Genomic DNA, 25,127 nt, shown 5'->3' on the forward strand with positions numbered 1-25,127 from the left:
AGCGAAATGATGCGGAACAGCTCGTCGGGAGTTTCATCAGGGGGCGCATCAGAAAAGGACGGCGTGGAGTCACACGAAGGTATCGACGTGGTGTTGGTGACCGGCCTGTCGGGCGCCGGGCGCGGCACCGCGGCCAAGGTGCTCGAGGACCTCGGGTGGTACGTCGCCGACAACCTGCCCCCGGAGCTGATCGCCCGCATGGTCGACCTCGGCCTGGCGGCCGGGTCGCGGATCACCCAGCTCGCGGTGGTCATGGACGTGCGGTCCAAGGGTTTCACGGGCGATCTCGACTGGGTGCGCAACGAACTGGCGACCCGCAACATCGCCCCGCGCGTGCTGTTCATGGAGGCATCCGACGACATCCTGGTGCGGCGCTACGAACAGAACCGGCGCAGTCACCCGCTGCAGGGCACGCAGACGCTGGCCGAGGGGATCGCGGCCGAGCGGGCCATGCTGGCGCCTGTGCGTGCGGCGGCCGACCTGGTGATCGACACGTCGACGCTGCCGGTGCCCGCGCTGCGCGAGAGCATCGAGCGCGCGTTCGGCGGCGAGACCGTGGCCTACACCAACGTCACCGTGGAGTCGTTCGGCTACAAGTACGGGCTGCCGATGGACGCCGACACGGTCATGGACGTGCGGTTCCTGCCCAACCCGCACTGGGTGGACGAACTGCGCCCGCACAGCGGCCAGCATCCCGATGTGCGCGACTACGTGCTCGGTCAACCGGGCGCCCTGGAGTTCCTCGACACCTACCATCGGCTGTTGGACGTGGTGATCGACGGATATCGACGGGAGGGGAAGCGCTATATGACCGTCGCGATCGGGTGCACGGGCGGCAAGCACCGCAGCGTCGCCATCGCCGAGGCGCTGGCCGAGCGCCTGGAGGGCGGCGACGGGCTCACCGTGCGCGTGCTGCACCGGGACCTGGGTCGCGAATGACACCACGCATCGTCGCCCTCGGAGGAGGGCACGGGTTGTACGCGACGTTGTCGGCCGCGCGCAGGCTCACACCCCACGTGACCGCGGTGGTGACGGTCGCCGACGACGGTGGATCGTCGGGACGCCTGCGCAGCGAACTCGACATCGTGCCGCCGGGTGATCTGCGAATGGCGCTGGCCGCGTTGGCATCCGACAGCCCGCACGGGCGGCTGTGGGCCACGATCATCCAGCACCGGTTCGGCGGCAGCGGTGCTTTGGCCGGTCATCCGATCGGCAACCTGATCCTCGCGGGGCTCAACGAGGTGCTGGCCGATCCGGTCGCCGCCCTCGACGAACTGGGTCGCATCCTCGGTGTCAAGGGACGCGTGCTGCCCATGTGCCCGATCGCGCTGCAGATCGAGGCCGATGTCTCCGGGCTGGAGTCCGACCCGCGGATGAGCCGCGTGATCCGCGGTCAGGTGGCGATAGCGACCACGGTCGGCAAGGTTCGCCGCGTGCGGTTGTTGCCGGGCGATCCGCCGGCCACGCGGCAGGCGGTCGAGGCGATCATGTCGGCCGATCTCGTGGTGCTCGGTCCGGGGTCGTGGTTCACGAGTGTGATCCCGCACGTGCTGGTACCGGAACTGGCGGCCGCGCTGCGCGAAACAAGCGCCAGAAGGGCGTTGGTGCTGAATCTGGCGGCCGAACCGGGCGAGACGGCGGGCTTCTCCGCCGAGCGCCACCTCCACGTGCTGAGCCAGCATGCACCCGACTTCCGCGTCCATGACATCATCGTCGATGCCAGTCGCGTTCCCAGCGACCGGGAGCGCGAGCAGCTCAGCCGCACGGCCAACATTCTCGAGGCCCGCGTCGAGTTTGCTGACGTATCTCGACCTGGTACACCTTTACATGACCCGGCACGTTTGGCCGCGGTACTGGAGGGGGTCCGGTTGCGTGCGTCTGCGCCCGGTTCGAGCGTGCAGGAACGGACTGTGCCAACGCCCACCGCCCGATCGGTCGACGCCGCGCGTCGTGATCAGGCACCACCGGACAGATCGAGAGGGGATGCCCCGTGGCGATGACAGCCGAGGTGAAGGACGAGCTGAGCCGTCTCGTGGTCAATTCGGTCAGCGCGCGTCGTGCCGAGGTGGCATCGCTTCTGCGTTTTGCCGGCGGCCTGCACATCGTCGCCGGCCGTGTCGTGGTCGAGGCCGAGGTGGACCTCGGCATCATCGCCCGCCGGTTGCGCAAGGACATCTACGACCTCTACGGGTACAACGCCGTGGTTCATGTGTTGTCCGCCAGCGGTATTCGCAAGAACACCCGCTACGTGGTGCGCGTCGCGAACGACGGTGAGGCGCTCGCCCGCCAGACCGGCCTGCTGGACATGCGCGGACGGCCGGTGCGCGGCCTGCCCGCCCAGGTCGTCGGCGGCAGCGTCGGGGATGCCGAGGCCGCGTGGCGCGGTGCCTTCCTCGCACACGGCTCGCTCACCGAACCCGGCCGCTCGTCGGCTCTTGAGGTCAGCTGCCCGGGCCCGGAAGCCGCGCTTGCCCTCGTGGGCGCCGCGCGCAGGCTCGGCGTGAGCGCCAAGGCCCGCGAGGTGCGCGGAAGTGACCGCGTGGTGGTGCGCGACGGCGAGGCGATCGGTGCGCTGTTGACCCGCATGGGCGCGCAGGACACCCGCCTGACGTGGGAAGAACGGCGGATGCGCCGCGAGGTGCGCGCCACCGCCAACCGCCTGGCCAACTTCGACGACGCCAACCTGCGCCGCTCGGCCCGCGCCGCGGTGGCCGCCGCCGCTCGCGTCGAGCGGGCGCTGGAGATCCTGGGCGACAGCGTGCCCGACCACCTGGCCGCCGCGGGCAAGCTGCGTGTCGAGCACCGGCAGGCCTCACTCGAGGAACTCGGCCGCCTGGCCGATCCGCCGATGACGAAAGACGCTGTGGCCGGCCGGATCAGGCGCCTGCTGTCGATGGCCGACCGCAAGGCCAAGCAGGAAGGCATCCCCGACACCGAGTCGGCGGTCACACCGGATCTGCTCGACGACGCTTGAACGCCCGGCCGCGGGGGTACCCGTCCGCGGTCGCGGTGGCTCCGAATACCTGATGTCCGGCGCGGCATCAGAGAGAAGGGGCAGCACTGTGTTCAATCAGGTCAGAGAACTCGTCGTCGGCGTCGCCCAGGGCGCCGCATCGGTGATCGGGTGCCGTGTGGGTACCGAGGAACCGTCGTACCGGGCCGAACAACTCGCCGACGGCGTCGAGTTGCGGCACTACGCTCCGCGGGTGGCCGCCGAGACCACGGTTGTCACCGGTGACCGCGATGCGGCGCTGCAGGCCGGGTTCCGGCGGTTGGCCGGCTACATCTTCGGCCGTAACCACGGCGGCGAGATCGGCAACCAGAAGATCGCGATGACCGCGCCGGTGGCACAGGACGGCGACGCCGAGCAGGGCTGGGACGTGCGGTTCTACGCCCCGCCGTGGACGCTACCGTTTCTGCGCCGCAACGAAATCGCGATCCCGGTTGATGTGTAGCGAGCGGGTCTTCAGCACGGTCGTCGACGCCCCGCGCGACGAGGTGTTCGCCTGGCATGCCCGCCCCGGTGCGATCCACCGGTTGTTCCCGCCGTGGCAGCCGCTGCGGATCGAGGCCGAGGCGGCGTCGCTCGCCGACGGGACGGCCCGCCTCGCGCTGCCGGGCGGGCTGACCTGGGTGGCGCGACATGTGGCGGAATCCTACGATCCGCCACGGTGTTTCGTGGACACCATCGCGACCGACGGTGTGACGTCGCTGCCCGCGCGTGCGGTGGTGCGCTGGCGACACATCCACGAGTTCGACGACACCGGCGACGGGCGCACCCGCATGACCGACCGGGTTCAGACCTACGTTCCCGAGCGCGCGTTGCGGCCCATGTTCGCCTACCGGCACCGTCAACTGGCCGACGATCTCGCCGCGCACCGGCAGGCCCGTGCGCACGGGCTGAAACCCATGACCATCGCGGTGACCGGTTCGTCGGGTCTCGTGGGCACCGCGTTGTCGGCGTTGTTGAGCACCGGGGGACACCGCGTGATCCGACTGGTGCGCCGCGCCCCGGCCGGCCCCGGCGAGCGGCGGTGGAATCCCGACGACCCTCATCCGGAACTGCTGACCGGCGTGGACGCCGTGATCCACCTCGCCGGAGCGTCGATCGCGGGCCGGTTCACCGACGAGCACCGGCGCGCGATCCGCGACAGCCGGGTCGGGCCGACGCGGCGACTCGCCGAACTCGCGGCCGCCACCGGTCTGGAAACGTTCGTCAGTGCGTCGGCCATCGGCTTCTACGGCGCCTGCCGCGGCGGCCCCGTGACCGAGGAGTCCGGACGCGGTGACGGCTTCCTCGCCGACGTGGTCGCGCAGTGGGAGGACGCCGCCGCTGCAGCCGAGCAGGCCGGTGTGCGCGTGGTGCGGGTGCGCACCGGCGTCGTGCAGTCACCGCGCGGCGGGATCCTGCGTGTCCTCGCGCCGCTGTTCCGGCTCGGCCTCGGCGGCCGCGTCGGCGACGGCGCGCAGTGGCTGTCGTGGATCGGGATCGACGACCTCGTCGACATCTACCTGCGGGCACTGTGGGACACGGACCTGACCGGCCCCGTCAACGCCGTCGCGCCCGAACCGGTCCGCAACTCCCAGTACACCCGCACGCTCGCGCGGGTGCTGCACCGGCCCGCGGTGCTGCCGGTCCCCGCGGCCGGCCCGAGGTTGCTGCTCGGTGAGCAGGGCGCCCGCGAGGTGGCGCTGGCGAGCCAACATGTCACATCCGCCGAGCTCAGGCGGGCCGGGCACCGTTTCCGTCACCCCGATCTGGAGTCCGCGTTGCGGCACGTGCTGGGCTGACGGTGGGACCGGCCCCGAGATGCACTGACCACACCGCACGCGGCGGAAACGGCCCCATTAGGCTGGCGACGAGGAGTTCACCGTCGAATATAGGGAGAAAAACGTGACCATCCGGGTAGGCGTTAACGGCTTCGGCCGCATCGGGCGCAACTTCTACCGGGCCCTGGCGACGCAGAAGGCCGAGGGCAAGAACACCGACATCGAGATCGTGGCGGTCAACGACCTCACCGACAACGCGACTCTGGCGCACCTGCTGAAGTTCGACTCGATCCTGGGTCGTCTGCCCCAGGACGTCAGCCTGGAGGGCGACGACACCATCGTCATCGGCGACACCAAGATCAAGGCCCTCGAGGTCAAGGAAGGCCCGGCGGCCCTTCCGTGGGGCGACCTGGGCGTCGACGTCGTCGTCGAGTCCACCGGCATCTTCACCAACGCCGCCAAGGCCAAGGGCCACCTGGACGCGGGTGCCAAGAAGGTCATCATCTCCGCGCCGGCCACCGACGAGGACATCACCATCGTGCTCGGCGTCAACGACGACAAGTACGACGGCAGCCAGAACATCATCTCCAACGCCTCGTGCACCACGAACTGCCTGGGCCCGCTGGCCAAGGTGCTCAATGACGAGTTCGGCATCGTCAAGGGCCTCATGACCACGATCCACGCCTACACACAGGATCAGAACCTGCAGGACGGCCCGCACAAGGATCTGCGTCGCGCCCGTGCCGCGGCCCTGAACATCGTCCCCACCTCGACCGGCGCCGCCAAGGCCATCGGCCTGGTGCTCCCCGAGCTCAAGGGCAAGCTGGACGGCTACGCGCTGCGTGTGCCGATCCCCACCGGCTCGGTCACCGACCTGACCGCCGAGCTCGCCAAGTCGGCCAGCGTCGAGGACATCAACGCCGCGATGAAGGCCGCCGCCGAGGGGCCGCTGAAGGGCATCCTCAAGTACTACGACGCGCCGATCGTGTCGAGCGACATCGTCACCGACCCGCACAGCTCGCTGTACGACGCCGGCCTGACCAAGGTGATCGACAACCAGGCCAAGGTCGTCTCCTGGTACGACAACGAGTGGGGCTACTCGAACCGCCTCGCGGATCTGGTTGCCCTGGTCGGTAAGTCGCTCTGATCGCGATGTCGGTCAAGACACTCGACGATCTGCTCGCCGAGGGCGTGCAAGGTCGGGGCGTACTCGTGCGCTCCGACCTCAACGTTCCCCTCGACGACGACGGCAACATCACCGATCCGGGACGCGTCATCGCATCGGTCCCGACGCTGCAGGCCCTCGCGGAAGCGGGTGCCAAGGTGATCGTCACCGCGCATCTCGGCCGCCCCAAGGGCGAGCCGGACCCCAAGCTGTCGCTCGCGCCGGTCGCGGCGGCACTGGGGGAGAAGCTGGGCAGGCACGTGCAGCTCGCGGGTGACGTCGTCGGCACCGATGCGCTCGCGCGCGCCGAGGGCCTGACCGACGGCGACGTGCTGCTGCTGGAGAACATCCGGTTCGACGCGCGCGAGACCAGCAAGGACGACAGCGAGCGCCTGTCGCTCGCCAAGGCCCTCGCGGCGCTCGTGGAAGGTCCCGACGGATCACCCGGCGTCTTCGTCTCCGACGGTTTCGGTGTGGTGCACCGCAAGCAGGCGTCGGTCTACGACGTCGCGACGCTGCTGCCGCACTACGCGGGCACGCTGGTGGCCGCCGAGGTCAAGGTGCTGCAGCAGCTGACCAGCTCGACGGACCGTCCGTACGCCGTCGTGCTCGGCGGCTCGAAGGTGTCCGACAAGCTCGCGGTCATCGAGAACCTCGCGACGAAGGCCGACAGCCTGATCATCGGTGGCGGTATGTGCTTCACATTCCTGGCCGCACAAGGGTTTTCGGTCGGCAGCTCGCTGCTGCAGGAGGAGATGGTCGACACCTGCCGCCGCCTGCTCGACGAGTACGCCGATGTGATCCACCTGCCGGTGGACATCGTCGTGGCCGACAAGTTCGCCGCCGACGCGGAAGCCGAGACCGTTGCCGCCGACCGCATCCCGGACGGCAAGATGGGCCTGGACATCGGCCCGGGCTCGGTGGAGCGGTTCACCGCGCTGCTGAGCAACGCCAAGACCGTGTTCTGGAACGGCCCGATGGGTGTGTTCGAGTTCCCGGCGTTCGCGGCCGGCACCAAGGGTGTCGCCGAGGCGATCATCGGCGCCACCGGCAAGGGCGCGTTCAGCGTCGTTGGCGGCGGCGATTCCGCGGCCGCGGTACGCCGGCTCGGCCTGCCCGAGGACGGCTTCTCGCACATCTCCACCGGTGGTGGCGCGTCGCTCGAATACCTCGAGGGCAAGGAATTGCCCGGCATCCAAGTACTGGAGTCGTGAACCATGGCACGTAAGCCCCTCATCGCGGGCAACTGGAAGATGAACCTCAACCACTTCGAGGCCATCGCTCTGGTGCAGAAGATCGCATTCGCCTTGCCGGACAAGTACTTCGACAAGGTCGATGTGACCGTCATCCCGCCGTTCACCGATCTGCGCAGCGTGCAGACCCTGGTCGACGGGGACAAGCTGCGGCTCACCTACGGTGCGCAGGACCTGTCCCAGCACGATTCGGGGGCCTACACCGGCGAGATCAGCGGTGCGTTCCTGGCGAAGCTGGGGTGCACGTTCGTCATCGTCGGCCACTCGGAGCGTCGCACCTATCACGGTGAGACCGACGAACTGGTCGCGGCGAAGGCCAAGGCCGCGCACAAGCACGGCCTGACGCCCATCGTGTGCATCGGCGAGCAACTCGAGGTGCGCGAGGCGGGCAACCACGTCGAGTTCAACGTGAACTCGCTGCGCGGGTCGCTCGCGGGGCTCACGCCCGAGCAGATCGGCCAGACCGTGATCGCCTACGAACCCGTGTGGGCGATCGGCACCGGCCGGGTGGCCGGGGCCGCCGACGCGCAGGAGGTCTGCAAGGCCATCCGCGGCGAACTGGCCAACCTTTCCTCGTCCGAGATCGCGGCGGGCGTGCGGGTGCTCTACGGCGGCTCGGTGAACGCGAAGAACGTCGGCGAGATCGTCTCGCAGGGCGATGTGGACGGTGCGCTGGTCGGCGGGGCGTCCCTGGACGGCGAGCAGTTCGCGACGCTGTCCGCGATCGCCGCGGGCGGACCACTTCCGTAACCCCCTGAACAGGGTGGGCACCGCCACCAGGTAGTCTTGCGGCCATGCAATTGGCCCTGCAGATCGTCCTGGTCGTGACCAGTGTCCTGGTCGTGCTCTTGGTACTGCTGCACCGTGCCAAGGGTGGCGGCCTGTCCACCCTGTTCGGCGGTGGTGTGCAGTCCAGCCTGTCGGGGTCCACCGTGGTCGAGAAGAACCTCGACCGGCTCACGCTGTTCGTCGTCGGCATCTGGTTGGTGTCGATCGTCGGCGTGGCGCTGCAGATCAAGTACAACGTCTGATCCCGCCCGGGCCGGCGGCCCGGGTGGTTGAGCAGGAAAAATCCCCGGTCTTCAGGGGTCGTCAGCGGGGTGTCCCCGCTTGTAGCATCCGATCACCAGCGATCGTCTGGAGTCGTGATGCTCACCAGATTCGCGTCGCCGCGGCTGGTCATCCGACTGGCCCGCACCAGCGAAGCCGCACGGCACTACGTGTTGCGGCTGCATCAGTTGCTGGCCCCGCCCCCGGCCGTCATCACCGAGATGATCGTCTCCGGATGGACCGCGCAGGCCATCACCGCAGCGGCGGATCTGAAGGTCGCCGACGCCCTGGCCGCCGGGCCCCTGTCCGTCGAAGCCCTCGCCCGCGATGTCGGCGCCGATCCCGATGCCCTCGACCGGTTGATGCGCGCACTGGTCAGCCGGGTCGTGTTCGCCCAACGTCGAGACGGGCGATACCGGCTGAACGCGCTGGCCGAGACACTGCGCTCGGATACGCCCGTGTCACTGGCCGGGGCGGCCCGGTTCTACGGTTCGCGGTTGCACCGCGAGGATCTGAGCATGCTGACCGCGTCGGTGCAGACCGATGAGTCGGGCTTCGAAAAGCTGCGGGGGATGGATTTCTGGGAATTCCTCGCGACCACCCCGGAACTCGCGGAGCTGTTCAACCAGGCCATGACCAGCCTGTCGAAGATGAGCGCCCCCGTGATCGCGGCGGCCTACGACTTCACGCCGTTCCGCACGGTCTTCGACGTCGGCGGCGGTCAGGGCCGGCTTCTGGCCGCCATCCTCGACGTGGCGCCGGGAGCGCGGGGCGTGTTGTTCGACCTGCCCGACGTCGTCGCGGAGGCGCCCGCGCTGCTCCGGCAACTCGGGGTCGGCGGGCGGGTCGACATCGTGGGCGGATCGTTCTTCGACAGCGCACCCGAAGGCGACGTGTACGTCCTCAAACACGTCATCCACGACTGGGGCGACGACGACGCCGTGTCGATCCTGCGCAACATCCGGTCCGCGGCGCCCGGTGACGCGCTGATCCTGTTGGCGGAGATCGTGATTCCGCAGCATCATCGCGAAAACCTCGGCAAGCTCCTCGATCTGGAGATGCTGATCGGGGGTGAAGCCCGCGAACGCACCGCCGAGCAGTACCGGCGTCTGCTGGACCGTGCGGGGCTGCGGATGACCCGGATCCTGCCGACCGCGGGACCGCACAGTCTCATCGAGGCGCGCTCGGCGTGAGCGGACTCGAAGCGACTCAGTAGTCGGAGGCCACCTGCGGCTCGGCGGTGCCGAGCAGCGCACGTGATCCCGAGACACCCAGCCGCGTCGCACCTGCGGCGATCATGGCCTTCGCCGTCTCGAGCGTTCGCACGCCACCGGATGCCTTCACTTCGAGGCCGGCGTCTCTGACGGTGCGGGCCATGAGTTCCACGGCGTGAACCGTTGCGCCGCCGGCCGGATGGAACCCGGTTGACGTCTTGACGAAGTCGGCGCGCGCCTCGACAGCCGCACTGCACACCGCGACGATCTCGGCATCGGTCAGGGCGGCCGATTCGATGATCACCTTCAGCACCGTCGGTGCCGGTGCGGCCGCACGCACCGCGGCGATGTCGGCCTGGACCCTGTCGAAAGCTCCCTCTTTGGCGGCGCCGACGTCGATCACCATGTCGATCTCGTCGGCGCCGTGCCGCACGGCGTCGGCGGCCTCGGCGGCTTTGACCGCCGAGCTGTGCTTGCCGCTCGGAAAACCGCACACCGCAGCAACTTTCAGAGTCTGCCCGCGGGGGACCTCGACCGGCAGCATCGACGGGGACACACACACCGAGTACGTGCCCAGTTCCAGGGCCTCGGCGACGAGTGCGTCGACATCGGCTGTTGTGGCCTCGGGTTTCAGCAGGGTGTGGTCGATCACGGCCGCGATCTCGGCAGCGCTCGGATCAGTCGTCGTCACGATTCGTGTCCTTCGGTTCGGTTTTCAGGATGTCTTGGCTTGGCGGTCGAGGACGTAGTTCATGATCAGAGCCGCGACCAGGATGAGTCCCGTCACCAGCATCTGGAAGAACGAACTCAGACCCAGCAGGTTGAACAGGTTGCGCAGCACCGACAGCAGCAGCACGGCGATGAATGTGCCCATGACGCCGCCCTTTCCGCCGAACAGGCTGGTGCCGCCCAGTACCACCGCGGCGATCGCATCGAGCTCCAGACCCGTGTTGGCGGTGGGCTGGCCGATGGTGAGCCGTGCGGTCAGCAACACCCCGGTGAGCGCGGCCAACCCGCTGCAGATGACATACGCCGCGGTGGTGATGCGCTGCACCGGCAGCCCGGACAGACGTGCCGCCTTGGCGTTGCTGCCGACGGCGTAGACGTGTTCACCGAACGTCGTCCGGCGCAGAACCAGACCCACGATCAGGGTGGTGAGCACGAAGATCAGGCCCACGACGGGAATTCCTGCCACGGATCCGGCGCCCAAGAACCGCAGGCCGATCGGGATCTCGGCCGTCGTGGGTGTGCCGTTGGTGGTCAGGAACGTCAGCCCGCGGATGCTCTGCATCCCGGCCAGCGTCACCATGAACGCCGGCAGGGCCAGATACGCGCTCAAACCGCCCATGATCCCGCCGAGGACCAGCCCGCTCATGATCGCGACCACCATGGCCAGCGGCCACGCGATGCCCATTCCGATGAGGATCGCGACCAGCATTCCCGACAGCGCCGCGACGCTTCCGACCGACAGGTCGATGCCCGAGGTCAGGATGACGACGGTCATCCCGATCGCCACGATGCCCGTCAGGCTGGACTGCTGAAGCAGATTCGCCAGGTTCTGCGAGGTGAGGAACTGCGGCGCCGTGACGGACGCGACGGCGAACAGCGCGATGAAGATGAACAGCAGATTGAACCGCACGATGATGTTCTGGCGCCGGGTACGTCCGGAACCGGTTGCGGTGGATGTGGAGGACGTCTCCTCGATGAGGTCAGTCATTGTCGTGCCTTCCTGTGACGACGCAGCGGGCGATGTCCGTGGCTGATGTGGTTCTGGGGTCGAACGCGGCGATGTTTCTTCCCTCGTGCATGACCCAGATCAGATCGCAGTTCTCGGTGAGCTCACTCAACTCGCTGGAGGCCATCAACACGCCGACACCGGAATCCGCCAGCGCCTGAACCTGTTCGAACAGATCACCTTTGGCGCCGATGTCCAACCCCCGGGTCGGCTCGTCGAGGAGCAGGAGATCGATTCCGCGTGCCATCCATTTGGCGAGCACGACTTTCTGCTGGTTGCCGCCCGAGAGCTGACCGACCGGCTGATCGAGGCCGGCGAACTTGACGCCGAGGCGTCGCAGCGCCGGCATGCAGAGTTGCTCGGCTGCTTTCATCGGGTTGACGCGCAACGGGCGCAGTGCCGCGATTCCGGCGTTACGCAGGATCGACTGCTCCAGGAACAGGCCTTGACTCTTGCGGTCCTCGGGTACCAGGCCGATGCCGGCAGCGACCGCGCCGCGTGGCGTCAGCCGGTCGAGTCGCACACCGTTGAGCGTGAGATCCAGGGTGGCTGTGCGGTCACCGAACAGGGTCGCCAGCAGCGTCGATCTGCCCGCGCCTCCCAGCCCCGCCAGCCCGACGATCTCTCCCCGCCCGACGCTGATGTCCGAGACGTCCAGAACCCCGGGAATCGTGGCGCGACGAACCTTCAGAAGCTCGGTCCTCGCGCCGTCCGGACCGGGTCGCCGTGGCGGCAGCGCTTGCAGGCCGCGGCCGATCATCGCTTCGACCAGTTCGTCTTTCGTCACGCTCGCGATGTCGAACACGCCGACGGTCGCGCCGTCACGCATGACGGTGGCCCGATCACCGATCTCCTTCACCTCATCGAGTCGGTGCGATATGTAGATCACCGACTTGCCTGCCGAGGTGAGCTCGCGGATGACGCGGAACACCGCGGCGAGATCGTGATCGGTGAGGGCGGCACTCGGCTCGTCCATGATGACGACGCGGGCGTCGGTGGTGAGCGCCTTGGCGATCGCGGTGAGTTGCTGATCGGCCACGGACAGATTCGCCACCACATCCGACGGTGCGAAGCTTCCGCCGACTCTCTCGATCGCGGCCTGCGCCAGCCTGTCTCGTTTCCGGCGGGCGACGAACGGCCCCCGCTTCGGTTCGTGGCCCAGGAAGAGGTTCTGCGCCACGGTCAGGTCCGGCACGAGATCCAGTTCCTGGTAGATCGTGTTGATCCCCGCTCGGACCCCGTCGATCGGCGAACTGAAGGACGTTTCCACACCGTCGATCACGATCGTCCCGGAATCCGGTGTGTAGGAGCCGGAAAGGATCTTCATCATGGTGCTCTTGCCCGCGCCGTTCTCGCCGAGCAGGCAATGTACCTCGCCGGGAGCAACTTCGAGCGTCGCGCCGTTGCAGGCCTTGGTGCCCGGGAACGTCTTCACGATGTCGTGCATCCGCACGGCGGGAACCAGCGGGGTGTTCACCGCAGGATCGGACAGGGTCGATTCTGTGTTGTGACTCGTCGTCATGTCATTGCTCCAGCACGGCCTGCGCCGTGGGTTCGTCGGTGATCAGAACCGAGCACAGTCCGCTGACCAGAGCGCCGTTGACGACGGGGACCTTCCTTCTGCCCGCTGCCACTGCTATGGCGCAGTTGGCGTTCCGGACGTCGTCCAGGCTCAGCCCGACCGTCCGCTTGTCGATGTCGTCGTAGGCGATCTCACCGTTCGAGGTGATGTAGTGCGCGAGAACATCACCGCAGGCACCCGCCGCTTCCAGGAGGGTGAGTTCGGCCGGTGTGATGGCGCCCGACTCCACCAGCACAGACGTGGGTCCGAGCGCTCCGAGTGAGAACAGCAGGGCATCTGCCTTGCGCGCCCTTGACAGCACGTCCTCGACGAAACCCTCTTCGTACAGGGCGTTTCGGGTTTCTATGCGCTCGACTATCGCGGGAACGGGCAACAGCGTGGCCCGTCCGTGTCCGCTGTGGGCGATGCTGGTCACGATGTTCGCGGCTCTGGTGGGGTGTACCGATCGGCTGACTCCGCCGTTGGCCTGGATCACCTCAATACCGCTCGTCCATCCGGCGGGCAGTACGGCCGCGATGTGCTGCAGTGTGTTGCCCCATGAGACGCCGAGCGTGGTGATCCAGGAGGCGTTGGTCTTCAGGTAGTTCGCCGCTGCGGTGGCCACGTGCCGCCCGTCGACGTCGGGGGCGTCGGGGCCCGGTACGACGACGCACTCACGAAGGCCGAACCGGCTCCGCATGGCGATCTCCAGGTGCGTGCGGCGCGCCTGCGGATGCACGATCCTGATCTCGACCAGCCCGGCGCTTCGCGCCTCGTCGAGCAGCCGCCCGACCTTCCACCGCGTCAGGTGGAGTTCGGACCCGATGTCCTCCTGCGTGCGCCCCTGTTCGTAGTAGCACTGCGCGACGTAGATCAGCAGGTCGGTGTGACTCTTGTCCGTGAGCATCACCGGACCACCCGGAATGACGCACGCGCACCCGCGGCCGCATCGGATCCGCCGTCGACGGTGTCGCACATGATCGGCCGCAACGCCGCGGTGAGCCGCTGGTAGTCGTCGAAGGTCTGCTCATAGAGGAGACTTCGTTTCGGATCGGGTTCGAGCATCCGCACTCGCGGGGCGAACAGACGGGAACCGGCCGTCAGGCTCGGGACGATGCCGGCCCCGGTCGCGGCGATCACCGCGCACGCCCGCAGCGTGAGGTTCTCCCCGATGACCAGCTCGGCCGGGCGGCCCAGCACATCGATCGTCACCTGCTGCCACAACGTGTTCCGTTCGATGCCTCCGGAGAAGACCAGGCGTGAACACGGCACGCCGGATCGCTCGAACGAGTCGATGACACTGCGGGTGCCGCACGCCACGGCCTCGACCATCGCCCGGTACAGTTCGGCCTTCGTGGTACCGAGCGTCAGTCCGATGACCGCGCCGCGCAGCCGGGCCTCACGGTGCGGTGTCCGGTTTCCCATGAAGTAGTCGAGCGCACGCAGGCCGTGGGACGCGGGATCGACCGCGGCCGCCTGGTCGATCAGCCCCGCCAGTTCGTCGCGCGGGACCCCCATGATGGACTCACCTGTCCATTTGAGTACCGAACCACTGGTGACCTGGCCGCCTTCCACCAGCCACTTGCCCGGATTCAACGCCTCGGGATACGGGCCCCACACCTCGTTCGACGTGGTCGGCCGGTCGACCTCGGTGACGATGGCCGACGAGGTACCGGACACGAGCGACACCAGGCCGTCCACGTTGCCGCCGCAGGCCAGAAGCGATACGTGCGCGTCGATCCCGCCCACCGCGACCACGGGCCTGCCGTCGATACCCAGGTCGGCGGCCGCGCTGTCGGCCAGGGGGCCCGCGACACCGCCCACCGGCACGATCTCGTCGGGAAGCTTGTCGATGAGGTCGTCCATCCCCAGCGCGGCATAGAGTTCGGCCGGGAACCGGCCCGCGAGGGTGTCGTAGTTGTACTTGCACACCGCGTTCATCTGCGAGCCGACCCATCGACCTGTCAGCCGGAACGTCAGGTAGTCGACGGCCTCGACGATGCGTGCCGCAGACCGGTACGCGTCCGGGTCGTGCTTCTTGAGCCACATCGCCTTGGGCAGAAGCCATTCCGCGGCATCCGAACCGCCGGACCACTCCAGGATCGGGTGTTGCAGGCAGAGCCGCGCCGTCTGCTCGGATTCGGCGGCACCACGGGCATCCATCCACAGGATGGCGGGGCGCAGCGGTGTGCCCGCCGCGTCGACCACCGCGACCGTGGACGCCGTGGTGGACGCGGCCACGGCGATGACCCGGCCTGCCGCCCGGCACAGTTCACCCGACAGCAGTTCACGCGTCGCCGCGGTGATCGCGGCCCACCAATCCCGCGGATCCTGCTCTGCCCAGCCCGGTCTCGGATGGTGCGTCAGGTAGGGCCGGTGGGTCGAGCCCAGTGCGGTGCCGTCCTCGGTGAAGGCGCCCACGCGGGCACCTTCGGTGCCGAGGTCGATGGTCAAGAGGATGCCCATGCGTCAGACCTCGTTGGGTACGAACAGAACCTTGGACGAGAAGATCGAGCGGTCACCGAGTTGCTGCATCATCCGCGGCAGCTCGGACAGGCCCAGCTCATGGGTGATCATGAACTCCCACTTGAGCTTTCCTGCTGCCATCATGCGCGCCGCGGTGCGCCACTCGTCGCCCGGGAACGGCGCCGAGAAGGAGTTCCACGAGCCGTGCAGGCTGGTCTCCAAGCGCATGAACTTGTTGAAGGTGTCCTTCTCCAAGGTCACCGGCGCGTGCGGGATGCCCACGAAGACCGCGTGTCCGTGTGGGCCGGTGAGGTTGGCGGCCATGTCCGCGGTCGCGGGAACGCCGGCCGATTCGAGCACGATGTCGAAGCCGCGTCCGCCGATGGCGCGCGCGTCCTCGGCATCCTGCACCGCGTCGGTCGCGCCGGCTTGGCGGGCCATGGCTGCTTTCTCCTCGCTGAGGTCGACGGCCACGACCTGGTCAGCGCCGTGCAGTTTGGCCCACTGGATCGCGAAGAGCCCGATCGGCCCGGCGCCGATCACCAGCACGCGGTGTCCGGCGCGCAGACCGGTCTTCCACAGGCCGTGCAGCGCGATCGCCGCGGGATCGAGCATGGCTGCGGCGCGGGGGTCGATACCGGCAGGCAGTTTCAGGAGGTTGCCGACCGGGCTGACGACGTACTGGGCGTATGCGCCGTCGGATCTGCTGCCGAAGTAGTCGTAGTTCTCGCAGAGCCCGAACTCGCCCTTGGCGCAGAAGTCGCAGCGGCGGCACGGGATGAGCGGGGGCACGGACACGAGTTCGCCGATGTCGAATCCCTCGACACCGTCCCCGAGTTCGACGACCCATCCGGAGAACTCGTGCCCGCAGATGATGGGCATCACGTAACCGCCGTTGCGCAGCATCCGCGGGATGTCGGACCCGCAGACGCCGCAGGCCGCCACCTTGAGCAGCACCTCACCTGGCCCGGGACGCGGCACCGGCGCCTGCTCGACGCGGATGTCCCCCGGCGCGTACATGACGGCCGCGGTCATGCTCGCGGGCAGGGCAGGTGGCGCCACCACGGTGGTCGGGGTGGGGGCCTCGGTTGTCATTGACGTTGTCTCCTCGTGTGGTCTCGGAAAGTGCTGTGATCGGCGGTTGTTCAGCGGCTACTCGGCGGCGAAAGTCGACTCACCGACCAGAGCGGATGCGTTGGACTTGTCGACCAGACCCGTTCCGGCGTCGACGAATTCGGGAACAGACTCGCCGCGGGCGACCTTGGCCGCGGTCTGGATGGCCAAACGGCCTTCGGCGTCGGGGTCGTTGAGGGCCGTGGCGACGTACTGGTCACCGTCGGCGATGGCCCGCACGGCCTCCATGAGGCCGTCCACGCCGAAAACCTTGACGTCGGTGCGGTTGTTCTCGGCCAGCACCTGCATGGCGCCGAGCGCCATGTCGTCGTTCTGGGCGTAGACGCCCTTGAGATCCGGATGGGCCTGCAACAGGTCCTGCATGGCGGTGACGGCCTTGGACCTGATGTAGTCGCAGTACGGGCCTTCCACGATGGTGATGTTGGGCCGGCCCGACACCGCCGCCTGGAATCCGTCGCGGCGGTCGCGGGCCACCGCACCGCCCGCGTCGCCCTGGATCTCGATGATCTTGCCGCCGTCGGGCCCGAGCGTGTCGACGGCGGCTTTGCCGACGAGTTCGCCCATCGCCTTGTTGTCGCGGCCCACGAACGACGCCGCGCCGGATTCGACGGGGCGGTCGACGGTGACGACCTTGATGCCCGCTGCCTCGGCCGCGGCGAGCGAGGGGGTGACTCCCTTCGGGTCGACCGGGTTGATCACGAGCACGTTGATGCCGCGCGTGATCAGATCCTGGACGTCGTTGTTCTGCTTGGTGATGTCGCCGTTGGCGTCGGCGTAGAACAGTTCGTCGCCCTGTGCCTGTGCCTCGGCCTTGGCCGCATCGGTGAGCGCGACATAGAACGGGCTCTGCTGGGTCGCCTGGCTGAAGCCGATCTTCAGGGCGCCGTCCACCACAGGCGCGTTCTGGGCCGCATCGTCACCTGGCACGGAGCAGCCGGTGAAAGACAGTGCCATGGCAGCCCCGAGAGCGATTCCTGATAGGGCTTTTGCGAAGCTCACTTTTCCTCCTTGCTTGCGGCGTGTCGGTGGTCTGGGCCGCGGATGACGCACCTCACGTTATGAATGAATTTGTGAGGCCGTCAACATCCGCGCAATTTTTTGCTCATGTGAGCAGAGGCGGCTCGTGGTCGATCCGGCTGGTCGATCGCCGGTATGCGCGGGAGGGGGAGGCCCGGTCTGCGGCGCGTCGTGGCGGCACCGATACTTGTCTCATGGCCGACTCGAATGACACCGCACTCGAACCGTTCGGATCGGTCCAACGGACCCACATCGGCCGGGAGGCCTCCGAGCCGATGCGTGAGGACATCCGCCTGCTCGGCGCGATCCTGGGTGACACCGTGCGTGAGCAGAACGGCGAAGAGGTGTTCGACCTGGTCGAGCGGGCCCGGGTGGAGTCGTTCCGGGTGCGCCGCTCGGAGATCGACCGGTCCGAGTTGGCAGACATGTTCAGCGGTGTCGACGCGCACCAGGCGATCCCGGTGATCCGGGCGTTCACGCATTTCGCGTTGCTGGCCAACGTCGCAGAGGACATCCACCGTGAGCGCCGCCGGGCCGTGCACGTGGCGGCCGGGAAACCGCCCCAGGACAGCAGCCTTGCTGCGACGTACCGCAAGCTCGACGCCGCCGACCTCGACGTCGACAAGGTGGCCGACACGCTGACAGGTGCGTTGGTGTCACCCGTGATCACCGCGCACCCGACCGAGACACGAAGGCGCACGGTGTTCGACACGCAACACCGCATCACCGAGCTGATGCGCCTGCGCCTGCACGGGCACACGCGCACCGACGACAACCGCGACATCGAGACCGAACTGCGCCGCCACATCCTGACCCTGTGGCAGACAGCGTTGATCCGGCTGTCGCGCCTGAAGATCTCCGACGAGATCGAGACGGGCCTGCGCTATTACGAGGCCGCGTTTTTCGACGTCATCCCGCAGGTCAACGCCGAGGTGCGCGATGCGCTGCGCAAGCGGTGGCCCGACGCGAAGCTGCTCGAAGAGCCGATCCTGCGTCCCGGCTCGTGGATCGGCGGCGACCGTGACGGAAACCCCAATGTCACACCGGAAGTGGTGCGGCATGCGACCGGCCGTGCGGCCTACGTCGCGCTGGCGCACTACTTCGAACAGATCACCGCGCTCGAGCAGGAACTGTCGATGTCCGCGCGCCTGGTGAAGGTGACGCCGGCGCTCGCCGCGCTCGCCGACGCCTGCCACGAACCGGCCCGCGCCGACGAACCGTACCGGCGCGCGCTGCGGGTGATCCACGCGCGCCTCACCTCGACCGCGCGTGAGATCCTCGACGAGCAACCCGAGCACGAACTCGACCTGGGCCAGCCGCGGTACCAGACGCCCGCGGAGTTCCTCGCCGACCTCGACGCCGTCGACGGGTCGCTGCGTGCCAACGGCAGCCGCGTGCTGGCCGACGACCGGCTGGGGCGGTTGCGAGAAGCCGTGCGGGTCTTCGGATTCCACTTGTCCGGGCTCGACATGCGACAGAACTCCGACGTGCACGAGGAAGTGGTCGCCGAGCTGCTGGCGTGGGCCGGGGTGCATCCCGACTACACGTCGCTGTCCGAACCGCAGCGCGTCGAGCTGCTGGCCGCCGAGATCGCCACACGTCGCCCACTGATCCGCGAGGGTGCCGACCTCTCCGAACTGGCGCAGAAGGAACTCGGCATCGTCGCGGCCGCGGCCCGCGCGGTCAAGGTGTTCGGCCCGCAGGCGGTGCCCAACTACATCATCTCGATGTGTCAGTCGGTGTCCGACATGCTCGAGGCCGCCGTGCTGCTCAAAGAGGCCGGGCTGCTGGACATCTCGGGATCGACACCCTACGCCCCGGTGGGTGTCGTCCCGCTGTTCGAGACCATCGACGACCTGCAGCGCGGCTCGTCGATCCTGGAGGCGGCGCTTGACCTGCCGGAGTACCGCACGATGGTCGATGCCCGCGACGGTCACCAGGAGGTCATGCTCGGGTACTCCGACTCCAACAAGGACGGCGGCTATCTCGCGGCGAACTGGGCGCTGTACCGCGCCGAACTCGACCTCGTGGAATCGGCCCGCAAGACCGGAATCCGGTTGCGGCTCTTCCACGGACGCGGCGGCACCGTGGGCCGCGGCGGCGGCCCCAGCTACGACGCCATCCTGGCGCAGCCACCGGGAGCGGTGAAGGGCTCGCTGCGGATCACCGAGCAGGGCGAGGTGATCGCGGCCAAGTACGCCGAGCCGCGGATCGCCCACCGCAACCTGGAGACGCTGCTGGCGGCGACGCTGGAAGCCAGCCTGCTCGACGTGGAGGGCCTGGGGGAGGAGGCCGAACCGGCCTACCAGGTCCTCGACGAACTGGCCGCGCTGGCACAACGGGCGTACTCCGAATTGGTGCACGAGACACCGGGTTTCGTCGAATATTTCAAGACCTCGACGCCGGTCAGCGAGATCGGTGCGCTCAACATCGGCAGCCGTCCCACCTCACGCAAGCCGACGACGTCCATCGCGGACCTGCGCGCGATCCCGTGGGTGCTGGCGTGGAGCCAGTCGCGGGTCATGCTGCCCGGCTGGTACGGGACGGGCTCGGCGTTCGAGAACTGGATCGGCACCGACCCGGACGGTGCTCGCCTGCGGGTGCTGCAGGACCTGTACGCACGGTGGCCGTTCTTCCGCACGGTGCTGTCGAACATGGCGCAGGTGCTGGCCAAGGCGGACATGGGGCTGGCGGCGCGCTACTCCGAACTGGTCGAGGACGCCGACCTGCGTGCGCGCGTGTTCGACAAGATCGTCGCCGAACACGACCGCACGATCCGCATGCACCGGTTGATCACGGGGCAGGACGATCTGCTGGCCGACAACGCGGCGCTGGCACGTTCGGTGTTCAACCGGTTCCCGTACCTGGAGCCGCTGAACCACCTGCAGGTCGAACTGTTGCGGCGCTACCGCTCCGGTGAGACCGACGAGTTGGTGCAGCGGGGCATCCTGCTCACCATGAGCGGGCTGGCCACCGCGCTGCGCAACAGCGGATAGCGTCACAGCCCGGTGCGTTTGCGCACCTGGCCCACGACACCGCGCACCGCGTTCTCGGTCATCGCGATGGGCGACATCACGGCCTCACCGATGCCCACCATCGCCTCGACGCGTGACACGATGCCCTCCAACCGCTCGACCACGCCGATCAACCGGGGAGCGAGTTCGTCGATCCGCGTGATGGTGTCGTTGAACCGAGCGAGCGTGTCGTCGAGCCCACCGGTGGTCTTGTTGAGGTCGACCAGGGTGCTGCTCAGTTCGTCGAGCAGGGTCTCCACCTGCTCGACGGTCATGTCGGCGTTCAGCGCAGCCTGGGTGAGGGTCTTGATCCGACCGGAAACCGGGCGGCCGCGACCGTCCCCTTTGTCTGCCATACCCCCCAGTATGGGCAACGGGAGCGCCGAATACGGCGCATTTGCGTGGCGTCCTACAACTTGGCGGCGGCGGCCTCGTCGACCAGCCACACCGTGCGCTCACGGCCCACGGCGCCCGCGGCCGGGATGTCCACGGGATCGGCACCGCCGACCGCCGCGGCCACGGCGTCGGCCTTGGCCTCGCCCGACACCACGAGCCACACCTCGCGCGAGTTCTGAACCGCGGGCAACGTCAACGTGATTCGCCGCGGCGGCGGCTTGGGGGAGTCGGAGACGCCGACGACGAGGCGCTCGGTCTCGCGGACCGCATCGGCGTCGGGGAACAACGAGTTGACGTGCCCCTCGCCGCCCATGCCGAGCAGATGCACATCGAACCCGGGCACCGAGGAGTCGAAGTTGGCGGAGAGCAACTGCGCATATCCGGCCGCGGCGGCCTCGAGATCGTCACCGAACTCACCGTCGCTCGCGGCCATCGCGTGCACGTTCACCGGCGGGATGCCGATGTGGTCCAGCAGGGCCTCACGGGCCTGCTTGTCGTTGCGCTCGTCGTCGTCCTGCGGCACGAATCGTTCGTCGCCCCAGTAGATGTGCACCTTCGACCAGTCGATCTCGCCGCTGCGCTCACGGACCCGCTTGAGCAGGCCGATGCCGGTGCCGCCGCCGGTCAGGACGATCGTGGCCTGACCACGCTCGCCGATCGCGGACGAGATGGCATCCACCAACCGGTCGCCGGCCGCGGCGACCAGCGCCGCAGTGTCCGCGTGACGTTCGATGACGGTGTCGCTCATACGTATTGCACCTTGTCGATTCCTTGCAGGGCTTCGCGGTAGATCTCGTCGGCGTCGAGGCGGCGGAGGTCCTCGGCGAGGCACTCCTTGGCCTCGCGTCGGGCCAGCGGTACCAGCGCGGCCGGCTTGCCGGTCCGGCTCAGCGTCGCGGTGATCCCGTCCTGCGGCCGCGACAGCATCACGGTCTCGCTGGGCCGGTTCAGTTCGACCTTGAGCTCACCGACCGCGCGCGTCACCGGCCCGTCGATCCGGCTGGCCAGCCAGCCGGCCAGGATGTCCAGTGCCGGTTCGTCCTTGAGCCCGGACACCACGGCCGAGGAGACCGGCTCGAAGGGCTCCTGGTCGACGGCGGCCGCCAGCAGCGCACGCCAGTAGGTGACGCGACTCCACGCCAGGTCGGTGTCCCCGGGGCTGTAGGCCTTGAGCCGGCTCTTGATGCACGCCAGCGGATCGGTGCCGTTGGTGGCGTCGGTGATGCGGCGAATGGCCAACTTACCCAACGGATCCTCCGAGGGGACCGCGGGCGCCACGGCCGGCCACCACGCCACCACAGGGGTGTCGGGCAGCAGGAACGGCAGTACCACACTCGCCGAGTGGTCGGCGAGTTCACCGGACAGGCGCAGCACCACGACCTCACCGGCGCCGGCGTCGTGTCCCACGCGCAACTGCGCGTCGAGGCGCGGCGCGGCGGCGTCTCGGTCGCCGGGGACCACCACGATCACGCGGCAGGGATGCTCACGGCTCGCGAAGTTGGCCGCCTCGATCGAATCCTCGACCAGATCCTCGGTGTGCGGGGCGATCACCAGCGTCAGCACGCGGCTGAGCGTCAGGGCGCCGCCCTCTTCGCGCAGTCCGGTGATCTTCTTGTTGACGTCGTTGGTGCTGGTGTCGGGCAGGTCGACGATCATCTGAGCCCTCGCTTCGTCACGGACGTCTCCATTCCCGGCCCGTGCGCCGCAGCATCGCGTCGGCGGACGGCGGCCCCCACGTTCCGGACTCGTACGGTTCGGGCTTGCCGTGCTGTGCCCAGTATTCGAGCACCGGATCCAGGATCTCCCAGGACAATTCGACTTCTTCGTTCACCGGGAACAACGACGGTTCGCCGAGCAGCACGTCGAGGATCAGGCGCTCGTAGGCCTCGGGGGAATCCTCGGCGAACGCCGAACCGTACGAGAAGTCCATGTTGACGTCACGGACCTCCATGGCACTGCCGGGGACCTTCGAGCCGAAGCGCAGCGTGATGCCCTCGTCGGGCTGCACGCGGATCACCAGCGCGTTCTGGCCGAGTTCCTCGGTCATGGTCGCGTCGAACGGCAGGTGCGGAGCCCGCTTGAACACCAGCGCGATCTCGGTGACCCTGCGGCCCAGGCGTTTTCCGGTGCGCAGATAGAACGGCACGCCCGCCCAGCGCCTGGTGTTGACCTCGAGGGTGATGGCCGCGTAGGTCTCGGTGGTCGAGTCCTTGGCGAAGCCCTCCTCGTCGAGCAGGCCGACGACCTTCTCGCCGCCCTGCCAGCCCGCAGAGTACTGGCCCCGCGCCGTGGTCTCATCGAGCGGCTCGGCGAGTTTCACCGCCGAGAGGATCTTGATCTTCTCGGTCTGCAACTCGTGCGGGCTGAAGCTGACTGGCTCCTCCAGTGCGGTGAGCGCCAGCAACTGCAGCAGGTGGTTCTGGATCACGTCGCGCGCGGCGCCGATGCCGTCGTAGTAGCCGGCCCGGCCCCCGAGGCCGATGTCCTCGGCCATGGTGATCTGCACGTGGTCGACGTAGTTGTTGTTCCAGATCGGCTCGTAGAGCGCGTTGGCGAAGCGCAGCGCCAGGATGTTCTGGACGGTCTCCTTGCCCAGGTAGTGGTCGATGCGGAACACCGACTCCTCCGGGAACACGCTGTTGACCACCGAGTTGAGCTCGCGTGCGCTGCCGAGGTCGTGGCCGAACGGCTTCTCGATGACCACACGGCTCCACCGGCCGTCGCGCGGCTTGGCCAGGCCCGATTTGCGCAACTGCTCGCACACCACCGGGAAGGCGTTCGGCGGAATCGACAGGTAGAACGCGTGATTGCCGCCCGTGCCGCGCTCGATGTCGAGCTTGTCGAGGGTCTCGGCCAGACGCGTGAACGCGGTGTCGTCGTCGAACGTGCCCTGAACGAACCGGATGCCCTCGGCCAGGCGGTCCCAGACCTCCTGGCGGAACGGAGTTCTGGCGTGCTGGCGCACGGCGTCGTAGACGACCTGACCGAAGTCCTCGTCCTCCCAGTCACGCCGGGCGAAGCCGACGAGCGCGAAGGATGCCGGCAGCAGACCCCGGTTGGCGAGGTCGTAGATGGCCGGCATCAGCTTCTTGCGCGCGAGGTCGCCTGTGACACCGAAGATCACCACCCCGCATGGCCCCGCGATGCGCGGCATGCGTTTGTCGCGTTTGTCGCGAAGGGGGTTGTGCCAGGTGGTGTCCGGCCGGTCGTTGACCGCTGTCATTTCTTCGCGGCGTCGAGTTGGCCCTGGGTCGCGTCGAGCAGTTCCTGCCACGACTTCTCGAACTTCTCCACGCCCTCGTCTTCGAGGACACGGAACACGTCGGGCAGGTCGATGCCGATCGCGGCGAGCTTGTCGAAGGTCTCCTGCGACGACGCGGCCGTACCGGCGATCGTGTTGCCGGTGATCTCGCCGTGGTCGGCCACGGCTTCGAGGGTCTTCTCCGGCATGGTGTTGACCGTGTTGGGAGCCACGAGTTCGGTGACGTACAGCGTGTCGGAGTACTCGGGGTTCTTCACGCCGGTCGAGGCCCACAGCGGACGCTGCACGCGGGCGCCGTCGGCCTTCAGCTTTGCGAACCGGTCGCTGCCGAACACCTCTTCGTAGGCCGCGTAGGCCAGGCGGGCGTTGGCGACGCCGGCCTTGCCGCGCAGCGCCAGTGCCTCGTCGCTGCCGATCTTCTCCAGTCGCGCGTCGATCTCGGTGTCCACGCGGGAGACGAAGAACGAAGCGACGGAATGGATCTTGGACAGATCGTGGCCGGCTTCCTTGGCCTTCTCCAGGCCTTCGAGGTAGGCGTCCATCACCAGGCGGTGCCGCTCGACCGAGAAGATCAGCGTCACGTTGACCGAGATGCCCTCGGCGATCACGGCGCTGATGGCGGGCAGGCCCGCCATGGTCGCGGGGATCTTGATCAGCAGGTTGGGCCGGTCGACGATCTTCCACAGTTCGATCGCCTGCAGGATCGTCTTGTCGGTGTCGTGCGCCAGGCGCGGATCCACCTCGATGGACACCCGGCCGTCCACACCGTCGGAGGCCTCGTACTCCTTGGCCAGCAGATCGCACGCGTTGCGCACGTCGTCGGTGGTGACCGTGCGGATGGTGGCGTCGACGTCGGCGCCACGCGCGGCCAACTCGTTGACCTGGGCGTCGTACGCGGTGCCCTTGGACAGTGCGGCCTGGAAGATCGACGGGTTGGTGGTGACACCGACAACGCTGCGGGTGTTGATCAGTTCGGTGAGGTTGCCGGTCTGCAACCGGTCACGCGAGAGGTCGTCGAGCCACACGGATACGCCCGCGGCACTCAGCGCCGCGAGATTCGGGTTCTGAGCCATGATTTGCCTCTTCTGCT

The 25,127-nt window shown here is 68.1% G+C and carries 23 protein-coding genes; 11 read left to right on the forward strand and 12 right to left on the reverse strand.

The window, feature by feature from the left end; translation table 11 throughout:
• Positions 1–63 precede the first annotated feature (63 nt).
• The 10 genes from rapZ (at position 64) to AT701_RS15495 (ending at position 9,431) form a co-directional block, all read left to right on the forward strand.
• The gene (rapZ, locus tag AT701_RS15450) at positions 64–939 is read left to right on the forward strand and encodes an RNase adapter RapZ (RefSeq protein ID WP_003894466.1); all 876 of its coding nucleotides are present in this window, start codon (positions 64–66) and stop codon (positions 937–939) included.
• Positions 936–2,000 (forward strand): gluconeogenesis factor YvcK family protein, encoded by a 1,065-nt coding sequence (locus AT701_RS15455; protein WP_011728801.1) that lies wholly within the window; start codon positions 936–938, stop codon positions 1,998–2,000. The genes rapZ and AT701_RS15455 overlap by 4 nt, the downstream gene beginning before the upstream one ends.
• Positions 1,997–2,974 carry a DNA-binding protein WhiA gene (whiA, locus tag AT701_RS15460; RefSeq protein ID WP_014877572.1) on the forward strand — a complete coding sequence of 326 codons (978 nt, stop codon included), beginning with the start codon at positions 1,997–1,999 and terminating at the stop codon, positions 2,972–2,974. Before AT701_RS15455 ends, whiA begins: the two co-directional genes overlap by 4 nt.
• A gap of 88 nt (positions 2,975–3,062) precedes the next feature.
• The gene (locus tag AT701_RS15465) at positions 3,063–3,455 is read left to right on the forward strand and encodes an SOUL family heme-binding protein (RefSeq protein WP_058126148.1); all 393 of its coding nucleotides are present in this window, start codon (positions 3,063–3,065) and stop codon (positions 3,453–3,455) included.
• Positions 3,448–4,791, forward strand: coding sequence for a TIGR01777 family oxidoreductase (locus AT701_RS15470; RefSeq protein WP_058126149.1), 1,344 nt, complete (start codon positions 3,448–3,450; stop codon positions 4,789–4,791). Before AT701_RS15465 ends, AT701_RS15470 begins: the two co-directional genes overlap by 8 nt.
• Positions 4,792–4,894: 103 nt before the next feature.
• Entirely contained in the window at positions 4,895–5,917 is a 1,023-nt protein-coding gene (gene gap / locus AT701_RS15475; RefSeq protein WP_003894472.1) for a type I glyceraldehyde-3-phosphate dehydrogenase, read from the forward strand.
• A 5-nt stretch (positions 5,918–5,922) separates the two neighbouring features.
• Positions 5,923–7,149, forward strand: coding sequence for a phosphoglycerate kinase (locus tag AT701_RS15480; protein WP_003894473.1), 1,227 nt, complete (start codon positions 5,923–5,925; stop codon positions 7,147–7,149).
• A gap of 3 nt (positions 7,150–7,152) precedes the next feature.
• Positions 7,153–7,938: a triose-phosphate isomerase gene (gene tpiA / locus AT701_RS15485; protein ID WP_011728805.1), complete on the forward strand. Its 786-nt coding sequence runs from the start codon at positions 7,153–7,155 to the stop codon at positions 7,936–7,938.
• 44 nt (positions 7,939–7,982) lie between these two features.
• A complete protein-coding gene (gene secG, locus AT701_RS15490) occupies positions 7,983–8,219 on the forward strand; it encodes a preprotein translocase subunit SecG (RefSeq protein ID WP_003894475.1) in 237 nt (78 codons plus the stop codon).
• Positions 8,220–8,336: 117 nt separating this feature from the next.
• Positions 8,337–9,431, forward strand: a complete 1,095-nt coding sequence (locus AT701_RS15495; RefSeq protein WP_058126150.1) for a methyltransferase — start codon at positions 8,337–8,339, stop codon at positions 9,429–9,431.
• Positions 9,432–9,447: 16 nt separating this feature from the next.
• Here AT701_RS15495 and deoC read toward each other — a convergent pair whose 3' ends face one another.
• From deoC to AT701_RS15530, 7 genes are read right to left on the reverse strand one after another with little or no spacing between them, the layout of a single operon-like run.
• A complete protein-coding gene (deoC, locus tag AT701_RS15500) occupies positions 9,448–10,143 on the reverse strand; it encodes a deoxyribose-phosphate aldolase (RefSeq protein WP_003894477.1) in 696 nt (231 codons plus the stop codon).
• A 24-nt stretch (positions 10,144–10,167) separates the two neighbouring features.
• Entirely contained in the window at positions 10,168–11,169 is a 1,002-nt protein-coding gene (locus AT701_RS15505) for an ABC transporter permease (protein WP_058126151.1), read from the reverse strand.
• Complete coding sequence (locus tag AT701_RS15510; protein WP_058126152.1) at positions 11,162–12,709, reverse strand: sugar ABC transporter ATP-binding protein; 1,548 nt, start codon at positions 12,707–12,709, stop codon at positions 11,162–11,164. Before AT701_RS15510 ends, AT701_RS15505 begins: the two co-directional genes overlap by 8 nt.
• Position 12,710: 1 nt before the next feature.
• A complete protein-coding gene (locus AT701_RS15515; RefSeq protein WP_003894480.1) occupies positions 12,711–13,655 on the reverse strand; it encodes a sugar-binding transcriptional regulator in 945 nt (314 codons plus the stop codon).
• On the reverse strand, positions 13,655–15,214 hold the full coding sequence (locus AT701_RS15520; protein ID WP_058126153.1) for an FGGY-family carbohydrate kinase: 1,560 nt from the start codon (positions 15,212–15,214) through the stop codon (positions 13,655–13,657). The genes AT701_RS15515 and AT701_RS15520 overlap by 1 nt, the downstream gene beginning before the upstream one ends.
• Before the next feature lie 3 nt (positions 15,215–15,217).
• Positions 15,218–16,309: a galactitol-1-phosphate 5-dehydrogenase gene (locus AT701_RS15525; protein ID WP_003894482.1), complete on the reverse strand. Its 1,092-nt coding sequence runs from the start codon at positions 16,307–16,309 to the stop codon at positions 15,218–15,220.
• A gap of 57 nt (positions 16,310–16,366) precedes the next feature.
• Positions 16,367–17,347: a sugar ABC transporter substrate-binding protein gene (locus AT701_RS15530; protein WP_223495566.1), complete on the reverse strand. Its 981-nt coding sequence runs from the start codon at positions 17,345–17,347 to the stop codon at positions 16,367–16,369.
• Between the two features lie 212 nt (positions 17,348–17,559).
• On the opposite strand from AT701_RS15530, the gene ppc reads away from it, so the two are divergent.
• Positions 17,560–20,361 carry a phosphoenolpyruvate carboxylase gene (gene ppc, locus AT701_RS15535; protein ID WP_058126155.1) on the forward strand — a complete coding sequence of 934 codons (2,802 nt, stop codon included), beginning with the start codon at positions 17,560–17,562 and terminating at the stop codon, positions 20,359–20,361.
• Between the two features lie 2 nt (positions 20,362–20,363).
• On the opposite strand, the gene AT701_RS15540 is transcribed toward ppc, so the two are convergent.
• From AT701_RS15540 to tal, 5 genes are read right to left on the reverse strand one after another with little or no spacing between them, the layout of a single operon-like run.
• Entirely contained in the window at positions 20,364–20,735 is a 372-nt protein-coding gene (locus tag AT701_RS15540) for a hypothetical protein (protein WP_011728812.1), read from the reverse strand.
• A gap of 53 nt (positions 20,736–20,788) precedes the next feature.
• The gene (gene pgl, locus AT701_RS15545) at positions 20,789–21,523 is read right to left on the reverse strand and encodes a 6-phosphogluconolactonase (protein WP_058126156.1); all 735 of its coding nucleotides are present in this window, start codon (positions 21,521–21,523) and stop codon (positions 20,789–20,791) included.
• Complete coding sequence (gene opcA, locus AT701_RS15550; protein ID WP_058126157.1) at positions 21,520–22,431, reverse strand: glucose-6-phosphate dehydrogenase assembly protein OpcA; 912 nt, start codon at positions 22,429–22,431, stop codon at positions 21,520–21,522. The genes pgl and opcA overlap by 4 nt, the downstream gene beginning before the upstream one ends.
• Before the next feature lie 16 nt (positions 22,432–22,447).
• A complete protein-coding gene (gene zwf / locus AT701_RS15555) occupies positions 22,448–23,998 on the reverse strand; it encodes a glucose-6-phosphate dehydrogenase (protein ID WP_058126158.1) in 1,551 nt (516 codons plus the stop codon).
• Complete coding sequence (gene tal, locus AT701_RS15560; RefSeq protein ID WP_011728814.1) at positions 23,995–25,110, reverse strand: transaldolase; 1,116 nt, start codon at positions 25,108–25,110, stop codon at positions 23,995–23,997. The genes zwf and tal overlap by 4 nt, the downstream gene beginning before the upstream one ends.
• Positions 25,111–25,127 lie beyond the last annotated feature (17 nt).

This window comes from Mycolicibacterium smegmatis, from assembly GCF_001457595.1.
In the GTDB taxonomy this organism is placed as follows: domain Bacteria; phylum Actinomycetota; class Actinomycetes; order Mycobacteriales; family Mycobacteriaceae; genus Mycobacterium; species Mycobacterium smegmatis.